The 23,412-nt window shown below is 60.6% G+C and carries 21 protein-coding genes; 15 read left to right on the top strand and 6 right to left on the bottom strand.

All coding sequences use genetic code 11. The features are described 5' to 3' along the window. The first annotated feature begins 181 nt into the window (after nucleotides 1-181). From N2599_RS25400 to N2599_RS25370, 7 genes are all read left to right on the top strand, one after another. A complete protein-coding gene (locus N2599_RS25400) occupies nucleotides 182-1,315 on the top strand; it encodes a transporter substrate-binding protein (RefSeq protein WP_027511618.1) in 1,134 nt (377 codons plus the stop codon). Beyond that, nucleotides 1,312-1,890 (top strand): ANTAR domain-containing response regulator, encoded by a 579-nt coding sequence (locus tag N2599_RS25395; RefSeq protein ID WP_027511619.1) that lies wholly within the window; start codon nucleotides 1,312-1,314, stop codon nucleotides 1,888-1,890. The genes N2599_RS25400 and N2599_RS25395 overlap by 4 nt, the downstream gene beginning before the upstream one ends. Next, entirely contained in the window at nucleotides 1,890-2,738 is an 849-nt protein-coding gene (locus N2599_RS25390; RefSeq protein ID WP_027511620.1) for an ABC transporter permease, read from the top strand. Before N2599_RS25395 ends, N2599_RS25390 begins: the two co-directional genes overlap by 1 nt. After that, nucleotides 2,738-3,658 carry an ABC transporter permease gene (locus N2599_RS25385; protein ID WP_027511621.1) on the top strand — a complete coding sequence of 307 codons (921 nt, stop codon included), beginning with the start codon at nucleotides 2,738-2,740 and terminating at the stop codon, nucleotides 3,656-3,658. Before N2599_RS25390 ends, N2599_RS25385 begins: the two co-directional genes overlap by 1 nt. Before the next feature lie 25 nt (nucleotides 3,659-3,683). Continuing rightward, nucleotides 3,684-5,303, top strand: a complete 1,620-nt coding sequence (locus tag N2599_RS25380; RefSeq protein ID WP_027511622.1) for an ABC transporter substrate-binding protein — start codon at nucleotides 3,684-3,686, stop codon at nucleotides 5,301-5,303. A gap of 66 nt (nucleotides 5,304-5,369) precedes the next feature. Beyond that, the gene (locus N2599_RS25375) at nucleotides 5,370-6,314 is read left to right on the top strand and encodes an acetamidase/formamidase family protein (protein ID WP_027511623.1); all 945 of its coding nucleotides are present in this window, start codon (nucleotides 5,370-5,372) and stop codon (nucleotides 6,312-6,314) included. After that, nucleotides 6,311-7,999, top strand: coding sequence for an ABC transporter ATP-binding protein (locus N2599_RS25370; RefSeq protein ID WP_027511624.1), 1,689 nt, complete (start codon nucleotides 6,311-6,313; stop codon nucleotides 7,997-7,999). Before N2599_RS25375 ends, N2599_RS25370 begins: the two co-directional genes overlap by 4 nt. 55 nt (nucleotides 8,000-8,054) lie before the next feature. On the opposite strand, the gene kduD is transcribed toward N2599_RS25370, so the two are convergent. From kduD to N2599_RS25350, 4 genes are all read right to left on the bottom strand, one after another. Continuing rightward, on the bottom strand, nucleotides 8,055-8,810 hold the full coding sequence (kduD, locus tag N2599_RS25365) for a 2-dehydro-3-deoxy-D-gluconate 5-dehydrogenase KduD (protein WP_027511625.1): 756 nt from the start codon (nucleotides 8,808-8,810) through the stop codon (nucleotides 8,055-8,057). A gap of 5 nt (nucleotides 8,811-8,815) precedes the next feature. Beyond that, nucleotides 8,816-9,652 (bottom strand): 5-dehydro-4-deoxy-D-glucuronate isomerase, encoded by an 837-nt coding sequence (gene kduI / locus N2599_RS25360; RefSeq protein ID WP_027511626.1) that lies wholly within the window; start codon nucleotides 9,650-9,652, stop codon nucleotides 8,816-8,818. Beyond that, nucleotides 9,649-10,419, bottom strand: a complete 771-nt coding sequence (locus N2599_RS25355; protein WP_027511627.1) for a GntR family transcriptional regulator — start codon at nucleotides 10,417-10,419, stop codon at nucleotides 9,649-9,651. Before N2599_RS25355 ends, kduI begins: the two co-directional genes overlap by 4 nt. Nucleotides 10,420-10,558: 139 nt before the next feature. Continuing rightward, on the bottom strand, nucleotides 10,559-11,047 hold the full coding sequence (locus N2599_RS25350) for an anthrone oxygenase family protein (protein ID WP_027511628.1): 489 nt from the start codon (nucleotides 11,045-11,047) through the stop codon (nucleotides 10,559-10,561). Nucleotides 11,048-11,136: 89 nt separating this feature from the next. On the opposite strand from N2599_RS25350, the gene N2599_RS25345 reads away from it, so the two are divergent. Next, on the top strand, nucleotides 11,137-11,736 hold the full coding sequence (locus N2599_RS25345) for a TetR/AcrR family transcriptional regulator (protein WP_027511629.1): 600 nt from the start codon (nucleotides 11,137-11,139) through the stop codon (nucleotides 11,734-11,736). Between the two features lie 94 nt (nucleotides 11,737-11,830). Here the strand turns inward: N2599_RS25345 and N2599_RS25340 are convergent, their stop codons facing one another. Both N2599_RS25340 and N2599_RS25335 read right to left on the bottom strand, forming a co-directional pair. Continuing rightward, a complete protein-coding gene (locus N2599_RS25340; RefSeq protein ID WP_027511630.1) occupies nucleotides 11,831-13,765 on the bottom strand; it encodes a DUF5054 domain-containing protein in 1,935 nt (644 codons plus the stop codon). A gap of 11 nt (nucleotides 13,766-13,776) precedes the next feature. Further along, a complete protein-coding gene (locus N2599_RS25335) occupies nucleotides 13,777-14,817 on the bottom strand; it encodes a LacI family DNA-binding transcriptional regulator (protein WP_027511631.1) in 1,041 nt (346 codons plus the stop codon). A 297-nt stretch (nucleotides 14,818-15,114) separates the two neighbouring features. Between N2599_RS25335 and N2599_RS25330 the strand changes: the two genes are divergently transcribed. From N2599_RS25330 to N2599_RS25300, 7 genes are all read left to right on the top strand, one after another. Further along, complete coding sequence (locus tag N2599_RS25330; RefSeq protein WP_027511632.1) at nucleotides 15,115-16,476, top strand: extracellular solute-binding protein; 1,362 nt, start codon at nucleotides 15,115-15,117, stop codon at nucleotides 16,474-16,476. 82 nt (nucleotides 16,477-16,558) lie between these two features. Beyond that, complete coding sequence (locus tag N2599_RS25325) at nucleotides 16,559-17,467, top strand: carbohydrate ABC transporter permease (protein ID WP_027511633.1); 909 nt, start codon at nucleotides 16,559-16,561, stop codon at nucleotides 17,465-17,467. Next, nucleotides 17,467-18,297: a carbohydrate ABC transporter permease gene (locus tag N2599_RS25320; RefSeq protein WP_027511634.1), complete on the top strand. Its 831-nt coding sequence runs from the start codon at nucleotides 17,467-17,469 to the stop codon at nucleotides 18,295-18,297. The genes N2599_RS25325 and N2599_RS25320 overlap by 1 nt, the downstream gene beginning before the upstream one ends. A gap of 16 nt (nucleotides 18,298-18,313) precedes the next feature. Further along, nucleotides 18,314-19,414, top strand: a complete 1,101-nt coding sequence (locus N2599_RS25315; RefSeq protein ID WP_027511635.1) for an ABC transporter ATP-binding protein — start codon at nucleotides 18,314-18,316, stop codon at nucleotides 19,412-19,414. Nucleotides 19,415-19,428: 14 nt separating this feature from the next. Beyond that, complete coding sequence (locus tag N2599_RS25310; protein ID WP_027511636.1) at nucleotides 19,429-20,829, top strand: CehA/McbA family metallohydrolase; 1,401 nt, start codon at nucleotides 19,429-19,431, stop codon at nucleotides 20,827-20,829. A 231-nt stretch (nucleotides 20,830-21,060) separates the two neighbouring features. Then, a complete protein-coding gene (locus tag N2599_RS25305) occupies nucleotides 21,061-21,789 on the top strand; it encodes a FadR/GntR family transcriptional regulator (protein WP_027511637.1) in 729 nt (242 codons plus the stop codon). 65 nt (nucleotides 21,790-21,854) lie between these two features. Further along, entirely contained in the window at nucleotides 21,855-23,363 is a 1,509-nt protein-coding gene (locus N2599_RS25300) for an ABC transporter substrate-binding protein (protein WP_027511638.1), read from the top strand. The last annotated feature ends 49 nt before the right edge of the window (nucleotides 23,364-23,412 follow it).

The raw sequence follows: 23,412 nt of genomic DNA, 5'->3' as shown, positions 1-23,412 counted from the left end.
CAGAGCCTGCATGTCTGGCGCCCTTGACAAGCCGAACTGCCCGTATTTTATTCAAGCCTGCGGATTAGGCAAATTGCTGGCCGCGATCACATGACTTCGATAGTCGCCGGGCAGTTTCGCCCCATGACGCCCCATCGCCGATGGGACCGCGTCGTGGGGCTTTTGGTTTTTGGGGTTCCGCATGAATGAAGCGCTGAAGGTCGGCATTCTCTTTTCGACGACCGGACCCTACGGATCGATGGGCCGCGATGCGCGCGCCGGCGCAGAGTTTGCGATGGAGGAGTTTGCAGAAGCAGCCGAGCGGATGATCAAGCCGGTCTTCTTTGATCCGCATGCGGATCTTGCCGCCTATCTCGCAGGTGCCCGCCACCTGTTGCGCACCGGATGCCGCCATATCGTCGGGACGATCACGTCCGCCGCGCGCAAGGAAGTCATTCCGCTTGTGGAAAAACATGACGGACTTCTCTGGTACATGTGCCCCTATGAGGGTTTCGAGGCAAACGAGAACGTCATCTATCTCGGCGGCTGCCCAAACCAGCACCTGATCCCGCTCTTCGAACACCTGATCCCGCGCTTCGGCGCCCGCCCCTATCTCGTCGGCGCAAACTACGTCTGGGGCTGGGAGATGAACCGGCTTGCCCGCGAGCTTATCACCAATACCGGCGGCGAAATTCTCGGCGAACGCTATCTGCCACTCGAAGAAACCGCGGTCGACCGTATCGTTGCCGATATCGAGCAGCGCCGTCCGAGCTTCATCCTCAACAATCTGATCGGCCCTTCGAGCTATGCATTCCTTGAGGCAATCAAGAAGCTCGGCGACCGCGATCCGACCTTTAGTGCCGAAAACTGCCCGGTCGTCAGCTGCGACCTGATGGAATGCGAGCTGGATGACATCACGGCGGGGGCCGCCATAGGCCAGCTTTGCGCCGCATCCTATTTCGACAATCTCGGCACGCGGGAAAACGCCGCATTCAAGGCTCGCGTTGCTGCGCAACATGGCGCGGGGCGCCGCGTTTCCGGCGTCTTTGCCAGCGCCTATACGGCCGTCAGGCTCTGCACCGATTCCATCCTCGCTGCAGGCGGCGACGAGCCGGCAGCTGTCCGCCGCGAGCTCTATGGCAATGCGTGGCCGACGGTCTTTGGCAACCTTTCGATCGATCCAGAGACAAACCATGCAGCGCTGCCGTTTCACCTCGGCCGCATCAATTCGGAAAACGGCTTCGATATCGTCACCTCCCGTCCGCCGCTCGCCGCCGACCCCTATCTTACTGGACGTAGCAGGCAGGCAGCGCCGAGACTGCGGGTGGTGTCATGAGAGACACGCCGAATTTCACAGGCTGGCATGTTGCGGTCATCCACCGCGAGGATGGCAACACCGAAAGGTTGATGCGCCAACTGCGCCTGCTCGGTATTCGCTCGACACAGCAATGGGCGCCGCTTTCGGCCGCCGAATTGCCAGATCTGGTGATCGTCGATGCGGATCAGGGCTGGGACGATCTCTTGCCGTGGAACGGAGCGGTGCCCTGCCCCGTGGTCGCGCTGCTCGGTTCTGAAGCGCCGGGTCGCATCGCCTGGGCACTGCAACAGGGTGCGGGCGCGATCATCGCCAAGCCGATTGCCACCTCCGCCGTCTATCCCGCTCTGGTCATGGCGGTCTCGATCCACGAGGAGCGCAAGCAAGCTGCCGCGCAGCTGCGATATCTGGAAGAACGCGTGCGGCTGCGCCCGCTCGTTCATGCCGCCGTCGAAAAGCTGATGAGCGTTCGCGCCATTGACGAAGAACGCGCCTACGCGATCCTTCGCGATTGTGCGATGCGCCGCCGCCTGCCGATGGAGCAGATCGCCGCCTTCATTCTCGGTGGTGCCGAGCCCTTGCCGGAGGCCGGGTGATGCGTGTTCTCAAAGCCATCATGCGTCAGCCATCGGCACTCTTCGGCCTCGTCGTCGTTGCTTTTGTCATCGTCCTTGCCCTCGGTGCGCCCTGGTTTGCTCCTTTTAACCCCGGCGACCAAATGTTCGACGGCCTGTCGCTCGATGGAGCGCCGCTGCCACCGGGGGGCCAATTCCTGCTCGGAACGGACACGCTCGGCCGCGATCTTTTCTCGCGCCTGCTCTTCGGCGCCCGCACCTCTCTGGTCATCGGTCTGGTGGCAAACGGGATCGCAGTGGCAATCGGTCTCTTCGTCGGCATTGTCGCCGGCTATCTTCGAGGCTTCGCCAGTAACGTGCTGATGCGCTTCACCGATCTGATGACGGCCTTTCCGGCGCTGCTTCTCGCCATCATGCTCGCGGCTCTCCTGAGGCCAAGCCTCTGGATCGTTGCGATGGTGATCGCGCTCGTCAACTGGGTGCAGGTGGCGCGCATCGTCTACACGGAAACCCGTAGCCTTGCCGAGCGCGACTTCATCATGGCCGAACGCTCGCTCGGTGCCGGGCATCTACGCGTTCTCTTCATGCATATCCTGCCGCACCTGATCCCGACGGCCATCGTCTGGGGAACGCTCGGAATCGCCACGACCGTGCTTCTCGAAGCCACACTTTCCTTTCTCGGCATCGGCGTTCAGCCGCCGCAGCCCTCCTGGGGCAATATCATCTTCGAAAGCCAGAGCTATTTCCAGGCGGCTCCCTGGCTCGTCTTCTTTCCCGGCGCGATCATTCTCTTGACGGCCCTTTCCTTCAATCTCGTCGGTGATGCGCTCCGCGATATCCTCGATCCGACGCAGCGGGGGAGAGGCTGATGGCTTTTCTCGTTCTCCGCCGTCTCATGCAGGCCGCTTTGATCCTCCTCGGCGTTGCCGCCATCACTTTCTTGCTGCTCTATGCATTGCCGGCCGATCCGGCCCGCATGATCGCTGGCCGAAGTGCCACGGCACAGACGGTTGCCAATATCCGCGCCCAGCTCGGCCTCGACCAGCCGCTGCTCGTGCAGTTCTGGACCTATCTCGTCAATCTGCTTTCCGGCAATCTCGGCCGCTCCTATGCGCAGAAGACCGAGGTCTTAACGCTGATTGCCGCACGCCTGCCCGCTACGCTAACCTTGATGCTCGCAGGTATCCTGGTCGAAGTGACGCTCGGTCTGATTCTCGGCACGATCGCAGCCGTGCGCCGCGGCGGCTTCGTCGACCGGCTGGTGATGATGGCCTCCTTCGTCGGTGCCTCAGCGCCGCAATTCGTCGTGGCACTTCTCCTGCTCTACGTTTTTGCCGTGATGCTTGGCTGGTTTCCGATGAGCGGCTACGGCACGCTCGCCCATGTGGTACTGCCAGCCTCCACCCTCGGTATTCTCGGCGCCGGCTGGTATGCACGCATGGTGCGCTCGGCCATGATCGATGTGCTCAACCAGGATTATGTCCGCACCGCACGTGCCAAGGGGCTCTCGTCCCGCCGCATCATCTTCCGCCATGCACTTCCCAACGCCGTCCTGCCAATCATCGCCATGATCGGCATCGACATCGGCCAGTTCATGGGCGGCGTGGTTGTCGTCGAAGCCGTCTACGGCTGGCCGGGCATCGGCCAGCTCGCATGGCAGGCGATCCAGCAGGTGGATATCCCGATCATCATGGGCGTCACGCTGGTTTCGGCGCTCGCCATCGTCATCGGCAATTTGTTTGCCGACCTCATCGCGCCGGTCATCGATCCGCGCATCCGCACACGTTGACAGCAACCAAAGAAGGGGAACCACGATGTTCAAACACTGGCTTCAACACACAACCGCGGCAACGATGATGGCGCTCGCTCCGCTCTCGGTCATGGCGCAGGAAACGCCCAAGCAGGGCGGCGATATCATCGTCACCTATAAGAACGACATCACCACGCTTGACCCGGCGATCGGCTACGACTGGGTCAACTGGTCGATGATCAAGAGCCTTTATTCCCGGCTGATGGATTATGAGCCCGGCACGCCGAACCTGGTGCCCTCGCTCGCCGAAAGCAATGCCGTTTCGCCGGATGGCCTCACCTATACCTTCAAGCTCCGCAAGGGCGTGAAATTCTCGAACGGCCGCGAAGTCGTCGCCTCCGACGTCAAATATTCCATCGAACGGGCCGTCGATCCGAAGACGCAGGGGCCCGGCGCCGGCTTCTTTGGCGCCATCAAGGGCTTTGAAGATGTGACGGGCGGCAAGGCGGCCACACTTTCCGGCATCGAGGCACCCGACGACGGCACGGTCGTCTTCAATCTCTCCCGCCCCGACGCCACATTCCTGCATGTTCTCGCAATCAACTTCGCCTCGGTCGTGCCGAAGGAGGCGGTCGAGGCAGCAGCCGGTGATTTCGGCAAGAAGCCGGTCGGCTCCGGCACCTTCGTCCTGAAGGATTGGACGATCGGTCAGAAGCTCATCTTCGAGCGCAACAAGGATTATTACGTCAAGGACACGCCGCATATCGACAGCTTCACCGTCGAAGTCGGCCAGGAGCCGCTGGTGGCTCTGCTTCGCCTTCAGAAGGGCGAGGTCGATATCGCCGGCGACGGCATTCCGCCGGCAAAGTTCCTTGAAATCAAGAATTCGGCCGAGGGCCCGCAGATGATCGTCGACGGCGAACAGCTGCATACCGGCTATGTGACGCTGAACACCAAAGTGAAACCCCTCGACAACGTCAAGGTTCGCCAGGCCGTCAACTTGGCGATCAACAAGGAGCGTATCACGCGCATCCTCAACGGCCGCGCCACACCCGCCACCCAGCCGCTGCCGCCGCTGATGCCCGGCTATGACAAGTCGTTTGCCGGTTACTCCTACGATGTTGAGAAGGCAAAGGCGCTGCTGTCCGAAGCAGGCTTCCCGGACGGCTTTGAAACCACGCTCTACTCGACCAACACAGACCCGCAGCCACGCATCGCGCAGGCGCTGCAACAGGATCTGGCAGCCGTCGGCATTAAGGCCGAAATCCGCGCGCTTGCCCAGGCCAACGTCATTTCGGCCGGCGGCACGGAAGGCGAAGCGCCGATGATCTGGTCGGGCGGCATGGCCTGGATCGCCGACTTCCCGGATCCGTCGAACTTCTACGGCCCGATCCTCGGCTGCGCCGGCGCGGTTCCGGGCGGCTGGAACTGGTCCTGGTATTGCAACGCCGACCTCGACAAGCGGGCGGTTGCGGCCGACTCCATGTCCGACCCGGCAAAGGTCGCAGAGCGCACCGCTGCCTGGGGCAAGATCTTCACCGACATCATGGCTGATGCGCCGTGGGTCCCGGTGATCAACGAGCGCCGCGTCGTTGCAAAGTCGCTGCGCATGGGCGGCGGCGACAACATCTACATCGATCCGACGCGCGTCATCAACTACGACGCGATCTACGTCAATCAGTAGACCCTGAACGGATCGAACGCCTTCCCGGCCCACGGGAAGGCGACCATAAAGCGAGGGAGACACCCCATGTGCATCGCCTGCACTCACACCATTCACCGCGCCCAGCACAATTTCGGCTGGAACAAGAACTTCGCACCGGCCGTGATCGCCAAGCCCGGCGAGACGATCCACTTCGAATGCCTGGATTCCTCCGGGGGCCAGCTTGGCCACGATGCGACGCTCGAGACCCTGAATAATCTCGATTTCGGCAAGATCAACCCGGTTTCCGGTCCGGTTTACGTCGAAAGCGCCAAGCCCGGCGATGCGCTGAAGGTGACGCTCCGCAAATTCGTCCCGTCGGGCGTCGGCTGGACCGCCAATATTCCGGGTTTTGGTCTGCTTGCCGATCAGTTCAAGGACCCGGCGTTGCATGTTTGGTCCTATGACGCCAACAGCATGGTGCCGGCACTTTATGGCCCCGGCGGCCGTGTACCGCTGAAGCCGTTCGCCGGCACGATCGGCCTTGCTCCGGCCGAGGCCGGCACGCATTCGGTGGTGCCGCCTCGCCGAGTCGGCGGCAACATGGATATTCGCGATCTGACGGCCGGCGTGACGCTCTACCTTCCGGTCGAGGTCGAAGGCGCACTCTTTTCGATCGGCGACACCCATGCCGCGCAGGGCGACGGCGAAGTCTGCGGCACGGCGATCGAAAGCCAGATGAACGTCGAGGCGACGATCGAACTCGTCAAGGACGCGAGGCTCCAGACGCCGCGCTTTACGACAACCGAGCCGGTTACCCGGCATCTCGATGGGGCAGGCTATGAAGTCACGACCGGCATCGGTCCTGACCTGATGACGGGCGCACGCGAAAGCGTCATGCGCATGATCGACCTGCTCAGCGCCGAACATGGGATGAACGCCATCGATGCCTACCTGCTCTGCTCGGTCTGCGGGGATCTTCGCATCAGCGAAATCGTCGATCAGCCGAACTGGGTGGTTTCCTTCTACTTCCCGAGGATCGTATTCGCGTGATCTTGTCTTTGATTGGGGCGCCTATTCTTTCCGTTCGAAACCTCAGCGTCGATGCCCTGACGCCCGAAGGCCTGAAGCCGGTGCTTAGGGACGTCGGCTTTGATCTTACAAGCGGTGAGACGCTTTGCATCGCAGGGGAATCCGGCTCCGGAAAATCGGTGGCGTCACTTGCCGTCATGGGGCTTTTGCCGAAGACCTCGCTGCGCGTCACCTCCGGTAGCATCCTGCTTGGCAAGCGTGATCTTCTGGCGCTCTCCAACCGCACGATGCGCAGTGTGCGCGGCGGCGATATCGCCATGGTGTTTCAGGAGCCGATGACGTCACTGAATCCAGTCATGTCGATTGGCGCGCAGCTGACAGAGGCGATCCGGGAGCATCAGGGTGGCGAAAATGCCGAAGCCGTGGTGCTGAGGATGCTCGACGCCGTGCAGATCACCGAACCGGCAAGACGCATCAAGCAGTTTCCACACGAACTTTCCGGCGGCATGCGTCAGCGCGTGATGATCGCCATGGCGCTTTCCTGCCAGCCCAAGGTGCTGATCGCTGATGAGCCTACCACTGCGTTGGACGTAACAGTCCAGGCGCAGATTCTGAAGCTGATGCGGGAACTCAAGGCAGAATTCGGCACCTCGATCATCCTGATCACACACGACATGGGCGTGGTCGCGCAAATGGCGGATCGCGTTGCCATTATGCAGAACGGCCGCATCGTCGAGGAGGGTCCGTCGCCTGCGATTTTCAGTCGGCCGAAGGAAGCCTATACGAGACAATTGCTCGCCGCCGTGCCGCGCCTCGGCGCGCTCGCCGGAACCGACGGCCCGCCGCGGGTGACCCCAATCACGATCGAACCGGAGCGCAGCGACCGCTCGCCGGTTATGAATGTGCGCGGGCTGAACGTGAGTTACGGCAGCCCCGTCGGCCGTATTTTCAAGGGCAAGGCGCCTGTTCAGGTCGTCAACGACATATCCTTCGATATTCTGCCGGGAAAAACGCTTGGCCTTGTCGGCGAAAGCGGTTCCGGCAAGTCGACGACCGGCAAGGCAGTCCTCGGCCTTATTCCTTTCACCGGCAACGTACTGATTGACGGCCAAAACATCGCGGGTCTCGACCAGCGATCGATGCGGCCGGTGCGGCGGTCGGCGCAGATGATCTTCCAGGACCCCTATGCATCGCTCGACAGCCGCATGGCGGTGGGTGCAGCGATCGCCGAGCCGATGGTTATCCACGGCATCGGCAGCAAGAGTGAGCGGCGGGATCGTGTCGCCGATCTGCTGCGGCGCGTCGGCCTGACGCCGGATGCCGCTACGCGCTACCCGCACGAATTTTCCGGCGGTCAGCGCCAGCGTATCTGCATCGCCCGTGCGCTCGCTGTCGGGCCAAGGCTAATCGTCGCCGACGAGAGCGTTGCCGCACTCGATGTATCGGTGCGGACCCGCGTACTCGATCTGATGCTCGAACTGCAGGAGACGATCGGTCTTGCCTATCTCTTCATCTCGCACGACATGGCGGTCATCGAGCGTATGTCGCACCACGTTGCCGTCATGCGTGGCGGCCGGATCGTCGAAACGGGAACGCGGCGGGAGATTTTCGAGAGTCCAAAGGACGACTACACGCAAGCGCTCATCGCCGCCGTGCCGATCCCGGACCCCGGGGTCTATCGGAAGCGGGCGCAGGGCCTCGGCTGAGGAATCGCCGAAGCTTCGCTTGACCAAGGGCCTGCATCTGGAGGGTGCGAATCGTTCAGCGCGCCAGCCACCCGCCATCGACGGGCAGGATCGTGCCGTGGACGTAGTCGGATGCCGACGACGCCAGAAACACGGCAGCACCCCCAAGCTCGGCAGGTGCTCCCCAGCGCGCCGCAGGAATACGCGCCAGGATGGCGGCATTGCGATCCGGATCTTCCCGCAGCGCCGTCGTGTTGTTGGTGACGAAGTAGCCAGGCGCGATCGCGTTGACGTTGACGCCTTTGCCCGCCCATTCGCAGGCAAGCAGCCTTGTGATGCCCGCAAGGCCGCTTTTTGAGGCCGTATAGGACGGGATACGGATGCCGCCCTGGAAGGAGAGCAGCGAGGCGACGTTGATGATCTTGCCCCTGCCCTTCTCGATCATGTGGCGACCAGCCGCCTGAGACAGGAAGAAGGCGGTCTTCAGGTTGACGTCGATGACAGCGTCCCAGTCCTCCTCGGTGAAGTCGATCGCATCCGCACGACGAATGATGCCGGCATTGTTGACGAGGATGTCGAGGGCACCGAAGGTCGAGAGCGTTTCAGAGACGATGCGCTTTACCGGCTCGATCGTGCCGAGATCGGCATTGATGACCTGAAAGCGCGCGCCGGCCTTCGTGACCATCGACCCGGTTTCATCCATGGACGAACGGCCGACGGCAGCAATCGAGGCGCCCGCTTCCGCGAGCGCCACGGCAATGCCTTGGCCGATCCCGGTATTGGCGCCGGTGACGATGGCAACGCGGCCGGAAAGATCGAAAGGGTTTGCCATTGGACTTACCTCAGATCCGCGATCGCGATGTGGTCCATGTCGGTGAAGCTCTTGTTGTCTCCGGCCATTGCCCAGATGAAGCTGTAGTTCTTGGTGCCTGCCCCTGAATGGATCGACCAGGGCGGCGAGATGATCGCCTGCTCGTTTGCGAGCAGCATGTGCCGGGTTTCCTGCGGCTCGCCCATGAAGTGGAAGACGCGCTGGTCGGCATCGAGGTCGAAGTAGAGGTAGGCTTCCATGCGCCGGTCATGGATGTGGCTCGGCATGGTATTCCAGATGCTGCCCGGTTCCAGAATGGTGAGGCCCATGGTGAGCTGGCAGGACTGGCAGACCTCGGGATGGATGAACTGGTAGATCGATCGCTTGTTGGCAGTCGTTGCCTCGCCTAACGTCAGATGCCGCGCCTGTTCGCGCGTCAGAAGCACCGTTGGATGCGATTGATGTGCCGGCGTCGAAACGAAGTAGAACTTCGCCGGATTATTGACGTCGTCGCTCTCGAAGAAGATATCGATCGTACCCTTGCCGACATAGAGGCAATCGTATTTAGCAAGATCATAGGCCTTGCCGCCGACCACCATGCGACCGGCTCCGCCGATATTCAACGCGGCGAGTTCGCGTTCCGCAAGAAAGGTGTCCTGGCCGATTGCCTTTGGCGCCGTCAATTCCAGCGCCGAGCCGAGCGGCATTGCGCCGCCGATCACCATGCGGTCGTAATGCGAATAGGTAAGCCTGATTTCGCCGCCTTCAAAGACGCTCTCGACAAGGAAGTGGTGGCGGAGCGTGTCGGTGTCGTAGCCGCGAACGGCCTCGGGGTGCGAAGCGTGTCTTACGTCGACTTTCATTGAAAATGTCCTTTCTTTTCAGCGGATACCAAGGGGTTTTTCGCATCCTCGATAAAGTAATTCTGATCCCAGATTTCGGCCCTTTCGACCTCATATAGAAGCCTGCCGAGATGGAGTTCCATAGCCTCTACGGCACCCTTCTTGTCGCCGTTGCGCATGCAGCCGATGACCGCCGAATGCTCTTCGATGACGCGCGCAAGGCGGCCTTCCCGTGGCAGCGTCAGGAGGCGGTAACGGTCGCTGTGCACCTTGACCTGCTCGATGATTGCCCAGATGCCGGGGAAACCGGCGATATCGCTGATCAGCTTGTGGAAGTCCTTGTCAAACAGGTGGAATGCTGTCACGTCGCCATCGCGAAGGCAGGCGCCAAGATCATCGACATTGCGATCGAGCAGACGGATGCCGGCGGGCGTCATCTTCTCGACGGCAAGGCCGACAGTGGTCGTCTCGAGAGCTTTGCGCACGAGGATCGCCTCATAGAGCGCATGGCGCGGAATGCGTGAAACAAACGTGCCGGATTGCGGAAAGATATCGACGAGGCCATCGTCGGATAGACGCAGGATCGCCTCGCGGATCGGCGTCCGGCTGACGCCGAACTGTGCCTCGAGCGCTTTCTCGCTGAGCAGATCCATCGGCTTGCGACGCAGCGAAAGGATGTCGTTGCGCAAAGCATTGTAGACGAGGGTCGCGGCCCGGGGTGCCGTGGCGCGTTGATGGGAGAAGTGCGTAACACCTGCTAAGGAGCGCTTTTTACGCGTTTCGCCCATCAAATCGCTCCGTCAAAACACTGCAGGAAACAGCAATTGATTGCCGTCCCCATGAGATTTACAAGGAGTAATATATTAGTATCCGGAATGGCACAACGGATAAGAAGGTCCGATCCATGCGGTCGTCCAGTCCGCTTCCTTACAACTTCGCGAGACCTAAACCCGCAAAAGCCAGCGCGATACCTGAGGCGGCAGTTCTCGCCTGATTCCAGAACTGCCATCTTTGTGAGTAATCACGCCATATCTTGCGCGCAGTCTCGACGTCATCGGGCAGGGCGATCTCAGACAACGCTTTGTTCATGGGTACGTTCACTGTGAGCGTGAGAAAGAGGCCGAATATCAGATAGACGCCCGTCGCCGATGCAAACCAGCACGCAGACACCTTATGACCCTTGAGATTCGTCAGGATGGCGGTCAGCCCCAGAATAGCTGGCGTCAGAAAAAACGCCGGAAAGAAAACCATGTTGCGAACCGACGCGTTCATCGCTTGCATGGCCGCAATCGCCACGCGTGGGTCGGCTTGATCGAGGCCCCACATTGTGGAGCAAACCCAAGCATAAAAGAATCCGAAGATCGCCCCGCAGAAGACGATCGACATGACCGCAAATCCGGTAACCACCCTGGGCATTTGCCCTCCTCCTATCCGTACATATCTGTACACCTTTACCCATGCGTATAGATGTGTACGGTTCCAGTCAAGGGATTTCGGAGGTTGGAATGCAGGAAGAGATTAAAGCCAAGCGTCGCGCCGCAATTGAGAAGGCGGCCTATAAGCTTCTGCGAGAGAGAGGCTATGGCGGCACTTCCATGCTCGCCATTGCTAAGGAGGCGAAAGCATCAAACGAAACGCTCTATCGCTGGTACGCAGACAAGAATGCCTTGTTCAAGACAATGGTCGAAAGCAATGCCAAGGCAACGAAGGCGGCGCTTGATGCGGCGGTTATGGATAGAGCCGATCCTTTGACGGCCCTTGAGGCGGTCGCTCCGATCTTGCTTTCGATGCTTCTTGGGGAGAAAGCGATTTCCCTGAACAGAGCTGCCGCTGCCGACGATGGCGGCGAACTTGGTGCGACGATAGCCGCCGCGGGCCGCGATTCCGTCTTTCCGCTGATCGAGAAATTAATCGAGCGCGGCCTAGAGACCGGCGCGATGGCTGCGCCCTCGGCAAGCCTGGCGGCCGAGTGGTTTATAAGCCTGCTGATCGGCGATCTGCAGATCAGGCGGGTCATCGGCACCCTCCCCGTTCCTTCTGACGGGGACGTCAGCGCAAGAGCAACGGCCGCGACTAACGCATTCAGAAAGCTTTGCCGCACATAACAGCGATCCTTCGGCTGCTGCCAATGTAATTTCTTACGACATTGGTATCCGGCGGCTACTGTATTTCCGTGACCTAATATATGCCCTGGGGCACCTATGTGACCGTGATCCGGTAGCGCGCCGAAAAATCGCCCTCCCACCACATGGGGAAATTCGTCCCCCATTTGTTGTTGTGCAGGTTGAAACGCACACCGTCTGCGAAATCAGGACGTTCCTTGCAGAAAGTCATGAAATCCCAACTTTGCGGCGCGACAAGCGGCGTATCGAGCGGCTCGATCGACAGCAAGGCCCCATCCATATTGGCGCGAACGCCGGTGACGGCCTGGAGTTGAGCGCCGCCGCTTCGAGCAATGTTCCCCGACTTGTGCCAGAGCCCCATCTTGCGCAGGCTCCATTCGGCCTCCGCCTCCGGCGTGAAGGAAAGAAAGCTTGCCTCCGGCATGCGGTTTGCCGCTTTTGAATACATTGTCAGCCGAAGCTCGAGCGCATCGCCACGCGATAAAAATTGCAGCGTGACACGGGCCGGCGCACCGGATCGGCTGACCGCTTCTTCAGGCATCGCAAGCAGCACGCCTGCCGGAAAGGCCCTCTCCAATGTCGGCATATGGGCCCTCGATAAGGCTGCACCGGAGCGGGCAAGGCCCGGCTTGTCGTGATCGAGGATCGCCCATTCCTGACGGTGCGTGAGGTATGTATCCATATGCCGGGCGACATCGCCGGCATCATAGCTCTCGTAGCGATAGGCGATCAGCGATCCGCCCCGGCCGGCAATCTTCCTGCCGGCAGGCGCCACAAGAGCGGAAATATCGCCCGTTACAGGATCGAGATCGATGGTCCAGCCGTCGACGGTCAGGCGGGTCGTCTGCTCCCTGCCCGAGATCCCCGAGATCAATGCAGGTGTAGAAAGCTCGGCAAGGACGGCCTGCGCGGCCTTTGCATCCGCGCCATCCAACTGCCGGACGGCGTCATCGAGATAGGCGCGCTGTTCTTCCCAGGACGCCTCGGTGTAGGCAAAGCGGTAATCGCTCTTTCGGGCCGTTTCGAAATCCTTGCGGGACCAGGCCTGATGGTCGCGGAGATAGGATTTGATGTCGACGCCACAGGTATGTTCTGCAACCATCGTCAGCTTTCGGCCGAATGCGAGGCGGCTGGAATTCAGGCCCTCTGCTGCGAAGCGGTCGTAGATCCTCTGCAAGGCGAGAAACTGCGCGGTTTTCTGCGGATCGCTGCCACTGCCGTGGATCCAACTGTCGCCGAGTTCGAATTCTATGATGGGGAAGCGTTCGCGCGCTTCCCAAAGAAGCGCGCCGTAATCGTCAAGTGTCGCGGCACGGATGGTGGCGTCCGGGTCACGCTGGTGCATTTGCCGATAGACGTCGGCTGTCTGCGGCACGCTTTGCGGGCCTATATTGTCACTTGTGTGCGCAAAGCCGAGACCATCCGCAAACTCATCCGGGAAGTATGTTTCGCCGTAGGAGCGCTGATACATGACGACGATTTCTTCGCCGCCGGGTGCGCGCCAGCGAAAGATATCGGGCACCTCCGGCGGCGGCGAGGCGGTGTTGACGCCGAGATGCAGGAAACGGAGCCCGGCCTCGGCCAGCAGCGGCACCATGCCGAGCGTATGCCCTGGCACATCCGTCATCTTGGCAGCAATCGTCTTCTTGCCGAAGCGGCGATCCAATTCCTGCGAATAAGAAAGCCCGGCCCGGAAAAGATCCGGCGACATGAGCTCCGTATGGGTCGTGAACGGAAGGCCGTGCCAGCGGATCAGGCCGCGCTCGATCGCCTGCTCCAGTTTTGCCACCTCTTCCGGCGCGCACGAATTCAGATGGTCCCAGATCAGCCACGCGCCGGTGGTCCAGATGAATTTCGGGGCATCGGGATTTTCTGCGTAGAAATGCGCGCCGGTTTCGATCGCTTGCGGAATGAAGCGCTCATGATACTGGCGGCGGACCTTTTCGGCGTGGTCGGTGAAGCCGATGTCGAGATGGGTCTTGAAGACCAGATGCACGCGCTTTTCTGTCATTCGCATTCCATTCAGCCCACCGTGCCGCGCACGACAAGGCGTGTGCTCAGCGTCTCGACCAGGGGGTCGGCGCCGGGTGTCTTTAGCCGCCTGAGGATCAGCCGGACGAGCGCCCGGACCCGATCTGCAAGATCGATCCGGACGGTGGTGAGGTTGTAGCTTTTCCAATGCGACTGCGGGATGTCGTCAAAGCCGACGACCTTGACGTCGCCCGGCACCGACAGGGAAAGTTCGTGGCGCAACGCATCGATTGCACCGAACGCAGCGACGTCGTTGGAGGCGAAAATTGCGTCGGCTCCATCACCGACACGAAAGAGGTCGAGCGTCGCACGGTAGGCGGTGTCGTATGTGTAATCGCCAGGTACGACGACCGGCGGCGCCATTCCGCGCTCGGCCAGAACCTGCGTGATAATGCGCTCGCGCTCGGTATTGGCGAGCGACTGCCGCTTGCCGCCAAGATAGGCAACGCGGCGGGCGCCATAACCTTGCAGCAATGCAACGGCCTGCTCGATGCCCTCCTTCTGCCGCACGACCAGCCGGTCGTAGAGACTGGTAGATCGCTTCGCGGCAAACTCTTCCGCATCGTCATAAATGATGTAGACCGGCACGGCGCGATCGAGAAATCCACTAAGGACGGCCGGTTCCACATTCTCAGTGAAGGCAATCACCGAATCCGGATTGAATCCGCGCATATAGGTGAGCAGGGTCTGGTCCATGCTGAAGTCGGCCTTGACCTTGAACAGCAATGTCGCAAAACCCTCCGCTTGCAAGGCAGTCGTCAGCGCGTCGATTTCCTGGCTTTCCCACGGGCTGCAGACGTCAGGCACGATCATGCCGACAAGATGCGAACGTCTTGTCACCAGGGAACGCGCCGCCATATCCGGCGTATAGTTCAACTCCCGGGCAATCTTCAGAATGCGATCGCGCTTTTCAGGCTTCAAAGATGCATTGGGGTTGAACGCGCGCGAAACGGCAATCCGCGAAACATTGGCTTCACGCGCCACAAGATCGGCGGTCGCTCGGGTCACTTTTCTGTCGTTTCGTTCGCTCATTGAAATGTTCAGGCCGGAATTGAAAACGTGTTCATTCAATCGTGGACTTGCGAACGGTATGGCGTCAAGTATTTGGCAGCAATTTTCAGAGAAATGCGCGATTTTGATCATATCGGCGTCTCCGCTCGTCGAATATTCCAGTCCTCGTCGTCCGTAGTGTTGACAAAAATGAAAGCGTGTTCATTCTTGAGGGCGGATGAGGCGGGTATGGCTTGAAGGAGGTTCCAGCCAGTCCCGAGGTATCGAAACCGAAAAGGCGTCCGGCCGAATCCGGGCCAATTCTTGGGAGGAATTGCAATGCGCAAGAGCATTCAGTCTTTATTGCTGGGGGCTTCGGCGGTGATCGCGCTGTCGGGTCCGGTCATGGCCACCGATCTCGCCATCACCTGCCGTTGCGTCGTCGGCGGCGTGAACAGCGGCACGGCGGAATGGATCCAAAACAAGATCATCCCGGCCTTCACCGAAAAGATGAAGGCTGAGGGCAAGGATGTCACCGTCAAACTCACCCAGTTCGGCGGCGAAGACGAACAGTTGACGCAGCAACTGGCGCTCGATTTCTCGACCGCCGCCGGTCCGGATATCTCGGCTTTCGATGGCTTCCTCATACCGAGCTTCGTTCAAGGCGGGCTTCTGAAACCGCTTGAAGACATTGCGGGGTCGGAGGTGAACAACTGGGAAGGCTGGAGCCATATCGGCGACGGCATCAAAGCGCTGATGAGCTATCAGGGCAAGCCTTACGGCATCGCGCTCGGCACCGACGCCCGCATGATCTTTGTGCGTAAGGACCTCTTCCAGAAGGCCGGCCTCGATGCCGATAGCTGGCAGCCGAAATCCTGGGACGAGCTGCTTGAGGCTGCGCGCAAGATCAAGGCTGCCAATCCGGATTCCTTCCCGCTGCAACTGAATGCCGGCGTTTCCATGGGCGAAGCGACGACCATGCAAGGCTACTGGATGGCGCTTCTCGGCACCGGCGAGCAGGTCACCGACGAAAACGGCAAGTATATCGTCGCGAGCCAAGGCATTCTCGATACGCTGAAGCTTTACAAGACCATCTATGTCGACGACAAGCTCGGCGACCAGCGCGCCCAGCTTCTGGCTGATGGCCGCAACCGCACCTTCGCGAACTTCCGCGACGGCAAGACGGCCATGCTTGTGGAAGGCGACTGGTTCTACCGTTCTGTGACGGCGCCGGGAGCCGAATTTGCCGTCGCCGACCGCGACAAGGTCATGACGTGGAAGAAGATGCCGGCAGCCCAGCCCGGCAAGGGCCTGCGCGGTCAGGACTTCGTCACCGTCTCCGGCGGCACCGGTTTCGTCATCAATCCGCATACGGATGCGCCGAAGGAGTCCTGGGAACTGCTCTCCTTCATGAATAGTAAGGAGCAATTGACGGCGTTCCAGGAAATCCAGCCGGCAATCCGCATCCGTGACGACGTAGCAATCCCGAACTCGCCGTTCCTGACGGACACGGCAAAATCGCTGCTGCCGATCACGACGGCACGTCCTAACGATGCCAATTACAACAAGGTCTCCACCGAGATACAGCGCATGACAGAAAGCGTCGTCTCCGGCGAAATGTCGCCGGAAGATGCGATGGCCCAGTACAGGGCCGCCGTTATCGCCATCGTCGGCGAAGAAAATACGGTCAGCCGTCTTTGAACGATCGAAAGCTGCACCCGGCCGGTTTAGCGGCCGGGCCGCAATTGAGCGGACGCCGCAAACCGCCATCGGGTTTTCAAGCATGAAGAAGTTCTCCCTGCTTTCCACGCGCGGGGGCGCGGTTTTTCTGGCGCCCGCCGCAGTACTGGTCGGTGTATTCGTCATCATTCCCTTCTTCTGGGTGATCTTCGTTTCCTTCACGAACCGGACTCTCCTTGGCCGCACGGCGCTCGATCCGGATTTCGTCGGTCTGCAGAATTATCTCGCGCTCTTCAATCCCGCGACCTTCTTCACCCGCGGCCAATTCGGCTTTTCATTGATCCTGACGATCCAGTTCGTGCTGCTGTCAGCGCTCGTCGGCCAGGCACTGCTCGGCCTTATCCTTGCCTGGCTCAGCCAGTCGGCTTCGCCAACCGCCAAATCCTTCCTCCAGACGGCCGTGATTGCAGCCTGGATCCTGCCGGAGGTGGTGATTGGTTTTGCCTGGTTCGCCTTCCTCGATTATGACAACGGCACCTTGAACATGATCATGCGCGGCCTCGGGCTGCCGCCGGGAGACTGGCTGCTGCAGCAGCCCTTCTGGGTCATCATCTTCTTCAACACCTGGCGCGGCGCCGCCTTCTCGATGATGCTTTTCAACTCGGCTTTCCAGTCGATCCCGCCGAGCTATTTCCAGGCTGCCGATGTGGCCGGCGCAACCTCCTGGCAGAAGCTGCGCGATATCGCCCTGCCGCTTATCCGCGGACATGTGGTGACGGACCTGATCCTGATTACCATGTGGACCTTCAACGTCTTCACACCCTTCCTGCTGACAAACGGCGGCCCGTCCTACCGCACGGAGATCCTCTCCATCTATACCTACCGGATCGCCTTCAAGGATTTCGAATTCGGCAAAGGTGCTGCCGTCGGCGTGGTCATCATGCTCATCAATCTCGTATTCGCACTCGCTTATCTGCGCATCGCCCGCAAGAAGACGGGGGAGGCCGAGTGATGCAGATATCGCGCACAATCTATATGCGGCGCATCGGCTTTTCGGTTGCTGCCGCGCTGCTCGGAGCCATATTCGCGTTACCGCTTATCTGGTTTGTCTTTGCGCCGTTCAACGCGCGCGCCGAACTTGGTCTTGCCATTCCGGCGCCATTCACGCTCTCGAACTTCGCGGCCGTCTTCAAAAACAGCTTCGCCATGCAGGCGCTGTTCAACAGCCTGATCCAGGCTTTCGGCGGCGTCATTCTCGTCGGCGCTGCCGCAACGCTTGCCGCCTATGCGCTATCCCGGTCCGCAATCCCGGGCAAGGGAGCGGTCACGTACGTCCTGCTGCTCTTTTCGTCCGTGGTCTCCGGCTCGGCGGCGATGGTGCCGATCTTCCTGATCGTGTCGGCCGCAGGCCTCATCGATACGCATCTTGCCGTCATCCTGGTCTTTGCCGGGGGCCTGCTGCCGACGGCGATGTTCATCCTTCGCGATTTCATCGATGGGATCCCGCGCTCCTATGAAGAAAGCGCCATGGTTGCCGGCGCCTCGCCGCTTCAAGCCTTCTTCGATGTCGCCTTGCCCGTCATCCGGCCCGGCATCGTCGTGGTCGTCGTCTGGGCCTTCGTGAATATCTGGGGCAGCTTTCTCATCCCCTTCATCCTGTTGCGAAGCGACAATCTGATGCCCGCCTCCGTTGCGATCTATTCCTTCTATTCCGAAGCCGGCACGCCGATCGTCACGTTGCTCGCCGCCTATTCGCTTCTTTATTCGCTGCCGGTCATCGTGCTCTATCTCTTCGTGAACTGGAAGTTCGGTTTCCGGTTCTTCGGTGGCATCAAGTCCTAATCGGAAAATCAGTCTCATGGCCTCTGTCGAATTCCAGAACGTCTCCAAGAGTTTCGGCGCCTTCAACGCCGTGCCGGATATCAGCTTTTCGATCGCCGACGGCGAATTCGTCTGCCTGCTCGGACCTTCGGGCTGCGGCAAGACCACGAGCCTGCGCATGATCGCCGGCCTGGAAACCCCGACCTCCGGCAAAGTGCTGATCGGCGGCAAAGACGTCACCTATCTGCATCCGAAGGACCGCAAGATTTCGATGGTCTTCCAGGACTATGCGCTCTACCCGCATATGAACCTTGCCGACAACATCGCCTATCCCTTGAAAGTGCGCGGCGAGGCCGAGGACAAGCGCCATGCCCGCGCCAAGGACGTGGCCGACGTGCTCAAGATCGGCGATCTCCTCAAGCGCCTGCCGAGCCAGATTTCAGGCGGGCAGCAGCAGCGCACCTCGCTTGCCCGTGCTCTCGTCTATCCAAGCCAGGTCTATCTCTTCGACGAGCCGCTCTCAAACCTCGATGCGAAGCTTCGCCTGGAGGCCCGCGGCTTCCTCAACCATCTGCAGCGAGACATGGGCATGACGGCCGTCTACGTCACTCACGACCAGGCGGAGGCGATGGCGCTTGCGACCCGGATCGCGGTGATGGACAAGGGGCGCATCGTGCAATTTGCCCCGCCGATCGAAATCTACCGCCGACCGTCGACTACGTTTGTCGCGAATTTCGTCGGCAACCCACCGATGAACCTCGTACCGGTCGAGTCCACGGTCGCCGAAGACAGGCTGCAACTTCACGCCGAAGGGCTGACGCTTCCGGGGCTTGCAGTATCGGAGGCTATCGCAAATGCGGCAGCCGCAAAAACGATGACGCTCGGTATCCGCCCGGAACATCTGCGCATGGCGCGGCCGGGTGATACGAATGTCATTTCCGGCATGCTCTTTGCCAATGAAAACATGGGGCCGGAAAGCCTGGTGACGATGGAGCGCCAGGATTCGGGTCGCGTCACGGCCCGCATCTTCACGGACGACGAGATCAAGGCAGACACCATCGTGCAGTTATCCTTCGATACAGCGCATGTGACGCTCTTCGACAGCACTGGCGCACGCATTCCAGCGATTGGCGAGTAGGTCAGGCGTCGGAAATGAGCGAAATCACCGTCCATGTCACCCGTGCCCACCAGGTTGACAACCCTTATTTCTACATAGCCTTCGACGTTCCCGAGGCGACGACGCGCATCGACGTGACGATGCGCTATGCCAAGGCAGAGGATTGCATAATCGATCTCGGCCTGCTTGATCCCCGCGCGACCGGCTATCCGTCCACTGCCGGTTTCAGGGGCTGGAGCGGCGGGGCGCGTGATCGCTTCTTCGTTGCGACAGACGACGCGACGCCCGGCTACATCCATGGCGATATGCCGGCCGGCCGCTGGCAGGTGATGCTCGGGCTTTATAAAGTGCCGGCAGACGGCGCCGATGTCTTCTTCACGATCGATTTAGACAAGGCGAAGCGCAAATTGGAACCGCCTCCCGCCCGCACATATCCGGTGCGCAAGGGCGCCGGCTGGTATCGCGGCGACCTTCATTGCCACACCTACCATTCGGATGCCGCAGGCTCCCCGGAACTGCTGCACGAAGCAGCAAGGCAGGCAGGCCTCGACTTTCTGGCGGTCGCCGATCACAACACGATCGCGCAGCGCCGCTATTTCCATCCTCATTCGTCAGCCGATCTCGTCTTCGTTCGCGCCATGGAAGTGACGACCGCCGCCGGCCACGCCAATGTCTTCGGCGTAGACGACTGGATCGATTTCCGCATGACGAAACCGGAAGATGCCCATACGCTCGCCCGCTTGGTGCATGAGCGCGGCGGACTTCTGTCTATCAACCATGACAAGCCGGCGATCCCCTGGAATTACAAGCTTCCGCAGATCGATTGCATGGAGGTCTGGCAGTCGAGCTGGATGGCCTGGAACTGGATATCGCTTGACCGTTATCAAAAACGCCTCGCCTCCGGTCTGAAGATCGCCGCCATCGGCGGCAGCGATTTCCACCAGCCCGCACGCCTGATGCCGGAAGGTCCGCTGGTGCTTGCCCGCCCAACCACCGTCCTGTGGCTCGAGGAATTCTCGGAAGACGCAATCCTTGCCGCCATGAAGGCTGGCAGCGGCTACATTACCGAAAGCCCGTCGGGTCCTCATCTGGCCCTTACTGTCAACGGGCATCCGATGGGCGAAACAGTTTCCGGTCCGGTTTCCGCCGAGGCCAATGTCCGGGGTGCGAAAGGCGATCACCTTGTCCTTTTGGACGCCACGGGCGTGCTGATCGACGAGCCGATCGAGAGCGATGAGTGGATCGGCCGTTTTTCAGGCAAGCCGAAGACCTTTCTGCGCGCCGAAGTCATCGCCAAGGCAAGCCGTGACCGGCTTCTATCGGAATTCACCGCAGCACTGTCCGGCCGCAGCCTGCCCTGGCAGCTTCGCGTCGCCGACATCGCCGGCCAGCCGATCTGCCGGGCGCTCAGCAATCCCGTCTATATCGAAGGCTGATAGCTCCGGCTCTTGCCGAAGGGCACGGCCTGCGAAACTGTTCAGATAAATCATCACCGGGTGATCGTACTCCCATTGTCCCTCCATATTTCTCCGTTGGTCCGGATCGTAATGCCCGTTGCTCCCCTGAGTAGCTCAAATTTTGTGCATCGCAAAACTTGCACAAAAATTCGCTTGACGGAGGAACTGATTTGGTTTGCACTGAACCAATAGTCAATTGGTACGGACCATTTGCCAATGGAAGAAGCCGGCAACTCGAACTTTGCTCTGGACAAGCTGCGGACGCTGTTGCGCTCCGGCAGTCTGGATGCCGACGGCAAACTGCCGACCGAACGTGCGCTTTCGGAAACTCTGGGTGTCAGCCGCCGTGCCGTGCGCCGGGCACTGGAGGTTCTGGAAGCCGAGGGACTCATTTGGCGACGTCAAGGGTCTGGCACCTTCGCCGGCAGGCGCCCCGATGGCTGGAGCCAGCATGTCGGCTCGATCGTCGCCGGTACCGACCTGATGGAAGTCATGGAAGTGCGTTTGCGCATCGAGCCGCAGCTCGCCCAGCTTGCCGCCATGCGCGCCAAGGCCGCCGATGTCGCCCGCATGTATGAGCTCGTCAAGAAGATCTACGAAAGCACCGATGCCGACGGCCGTGAACTCTGGGACGGCGCCCTGCACCGGCAGATTGCCCAATGCGCCGGCAACCAGTTCTTCCTGGCGATCTTCGACGTCATCAACCAAGTGCGTCAAGACGAGGCCTGGCAGGCTATCCGCGAGCGCGCCCGCAACGCCAGCAAGACACGCACGGTGACTTACGGCCAGCATACGGCAATCGTCGATGCGATTGCTGCCCGAGACCCCGCCACGGCGGGCGAAGCCATGCGCCGGCACCTGCTGACGCTGCAGGAAAGCCTGATCCGGATTACCTCACTCGACCACCACGAACGGCAGAGCAAACAAGAACTCGCCTAAGCGAGCCAGACGCAGAGAGGCGGATACCGTCGCTCATGAAGCAAAGACAAACAGAGGAGAATGGAATGAAGACCGCCAACTTCGCGACGAGCCTTCTTGCAAGTGCCTTAATCGCCCTGCCCGCATTCGCCGCCGAACTGAAAATCGGCTTGCAGGACGACGCCGACGTGCTTGACCCCGCACAGTCGCGCACCTTCGTCGGCCGCATCGTCTACACGGCGATGTGCGACAAACTGGTCGACGTTACCCCCGACCTGAAGATCGTGCCGCAGCTTGCGACCGCGTGGAACTGGTCGGGCGACGGCAAGGTGCTGACCATGAAGCTGCGCGAAGGCGTGAAATTCCATGACGAAACGCCGCTCAACGCCGAAGCCGTCGTGGCCACGATCGAACGCAACATGACGCTGCCGGAATCGCGCCGCAAGAGCGAGCTCGCCTCCGTTGAAAAAGTCGAAGCGGCTGCTCCCTACGAAGTGAAGTTCACGCTGAAGAGCCCGGACGTCACGCTGCTTGCCCAGCTCTCCGACCGAGCCGGCATGATCGTCTCGCCGAAGGCTGCAAAGGAGCTCGGCGCCAATTTCGGCAGCCACCCGGTTTGCGCCGGTCCCTTCAAGTTCGTCGAACGCGTTCAGCAGGACCGCATCGTGCTCGAGAAATTTGGGGATTACTGGAACAAGGACCATATCTTCATCGACAAGGTTACCTATTTGCCGATCCCGGACACGACGGTGCGCCTCGCCAACCTGCGTTCCGGCGACCTTGACATGATCGAGCGGCTGGCCGCGACCGACGCCGCTTCGGTCAAGGAAGATGCGAGTCTCACCTACGCGGATGTGGTCAATATCGGCTACATGGCTCTCTATGCGAACATCGCCAACGGCCCGCGCGCCGACAATCCGTTCGGCAAGGACAAGCGTTTGCGTCAGGCCTTTTCGCTGGCGATCGACCGCGACGCGCTGAACCAGATCGTCTACGAAGGCACTGCGGTCGGCGGCAACCAGCCCTTCCCGCCGAACAGCCCGTGGTTTAGCAAGGACATCCCGGTGCCTGCTCGCGATCTCGACAAGGCGAAGGCTCTCGTGAAGGAAGCAGGTTTCGATCGCGTGCCCGTGGAGATGCAGATTCCGAACAACCCGGTCGCAGCGCAGATGATGCAGATCGTCCAGTCCATGGTGGCCGAAGCCGGCTTCGACGTCAGCCTGAAATCGACGGAGTTCGCAACGTTGCTTTCCGAACAGACCGCCGGCAACTATCAGCTTAGCCGCTCCGACTGGTCCGGCCGCGTCGATCCCGACGGCAATATCCACCAGTTCATCACCTGCAAGGGCGGCATCAACGACACCAAGTACTGCAACCCTGAGGTCGACAAGCTGCTGAACGAGGCCCGCGCCTCGACCGACGATGCTGTCCGCAAGCAGAAATATGATGCGGCTGCGGTGATCCTGAACGACGACATGCCGATCATCTATCTCGGCCATCAGTCGTGGATCTGGGCGCTCCACAAGAACATCACCGGCTTCATTCCCTCGCCGGACGGCATGATCCGCCTTGCAGGCGTGAAGAAGGCCGGCTGATCCGAGCAGATCGCGGCGGCAGACCAACCTGCCGCCGCAGCCTCTTGCC

Source organism: Rhizobium sullae, assembly GCF_025200715.1.
GTDB classification, from domain to species: Bacteria; Pseudomonadota; Alphaproteobacteria; order Rhizobiales; family Rhizobiaceae; genus Rhizobium; species Rhizobium sullae.
Note: the sequence above shows the minus strand (reverse complement) of the source record. Positions and strands in the feature narration are given on the sequence as shown.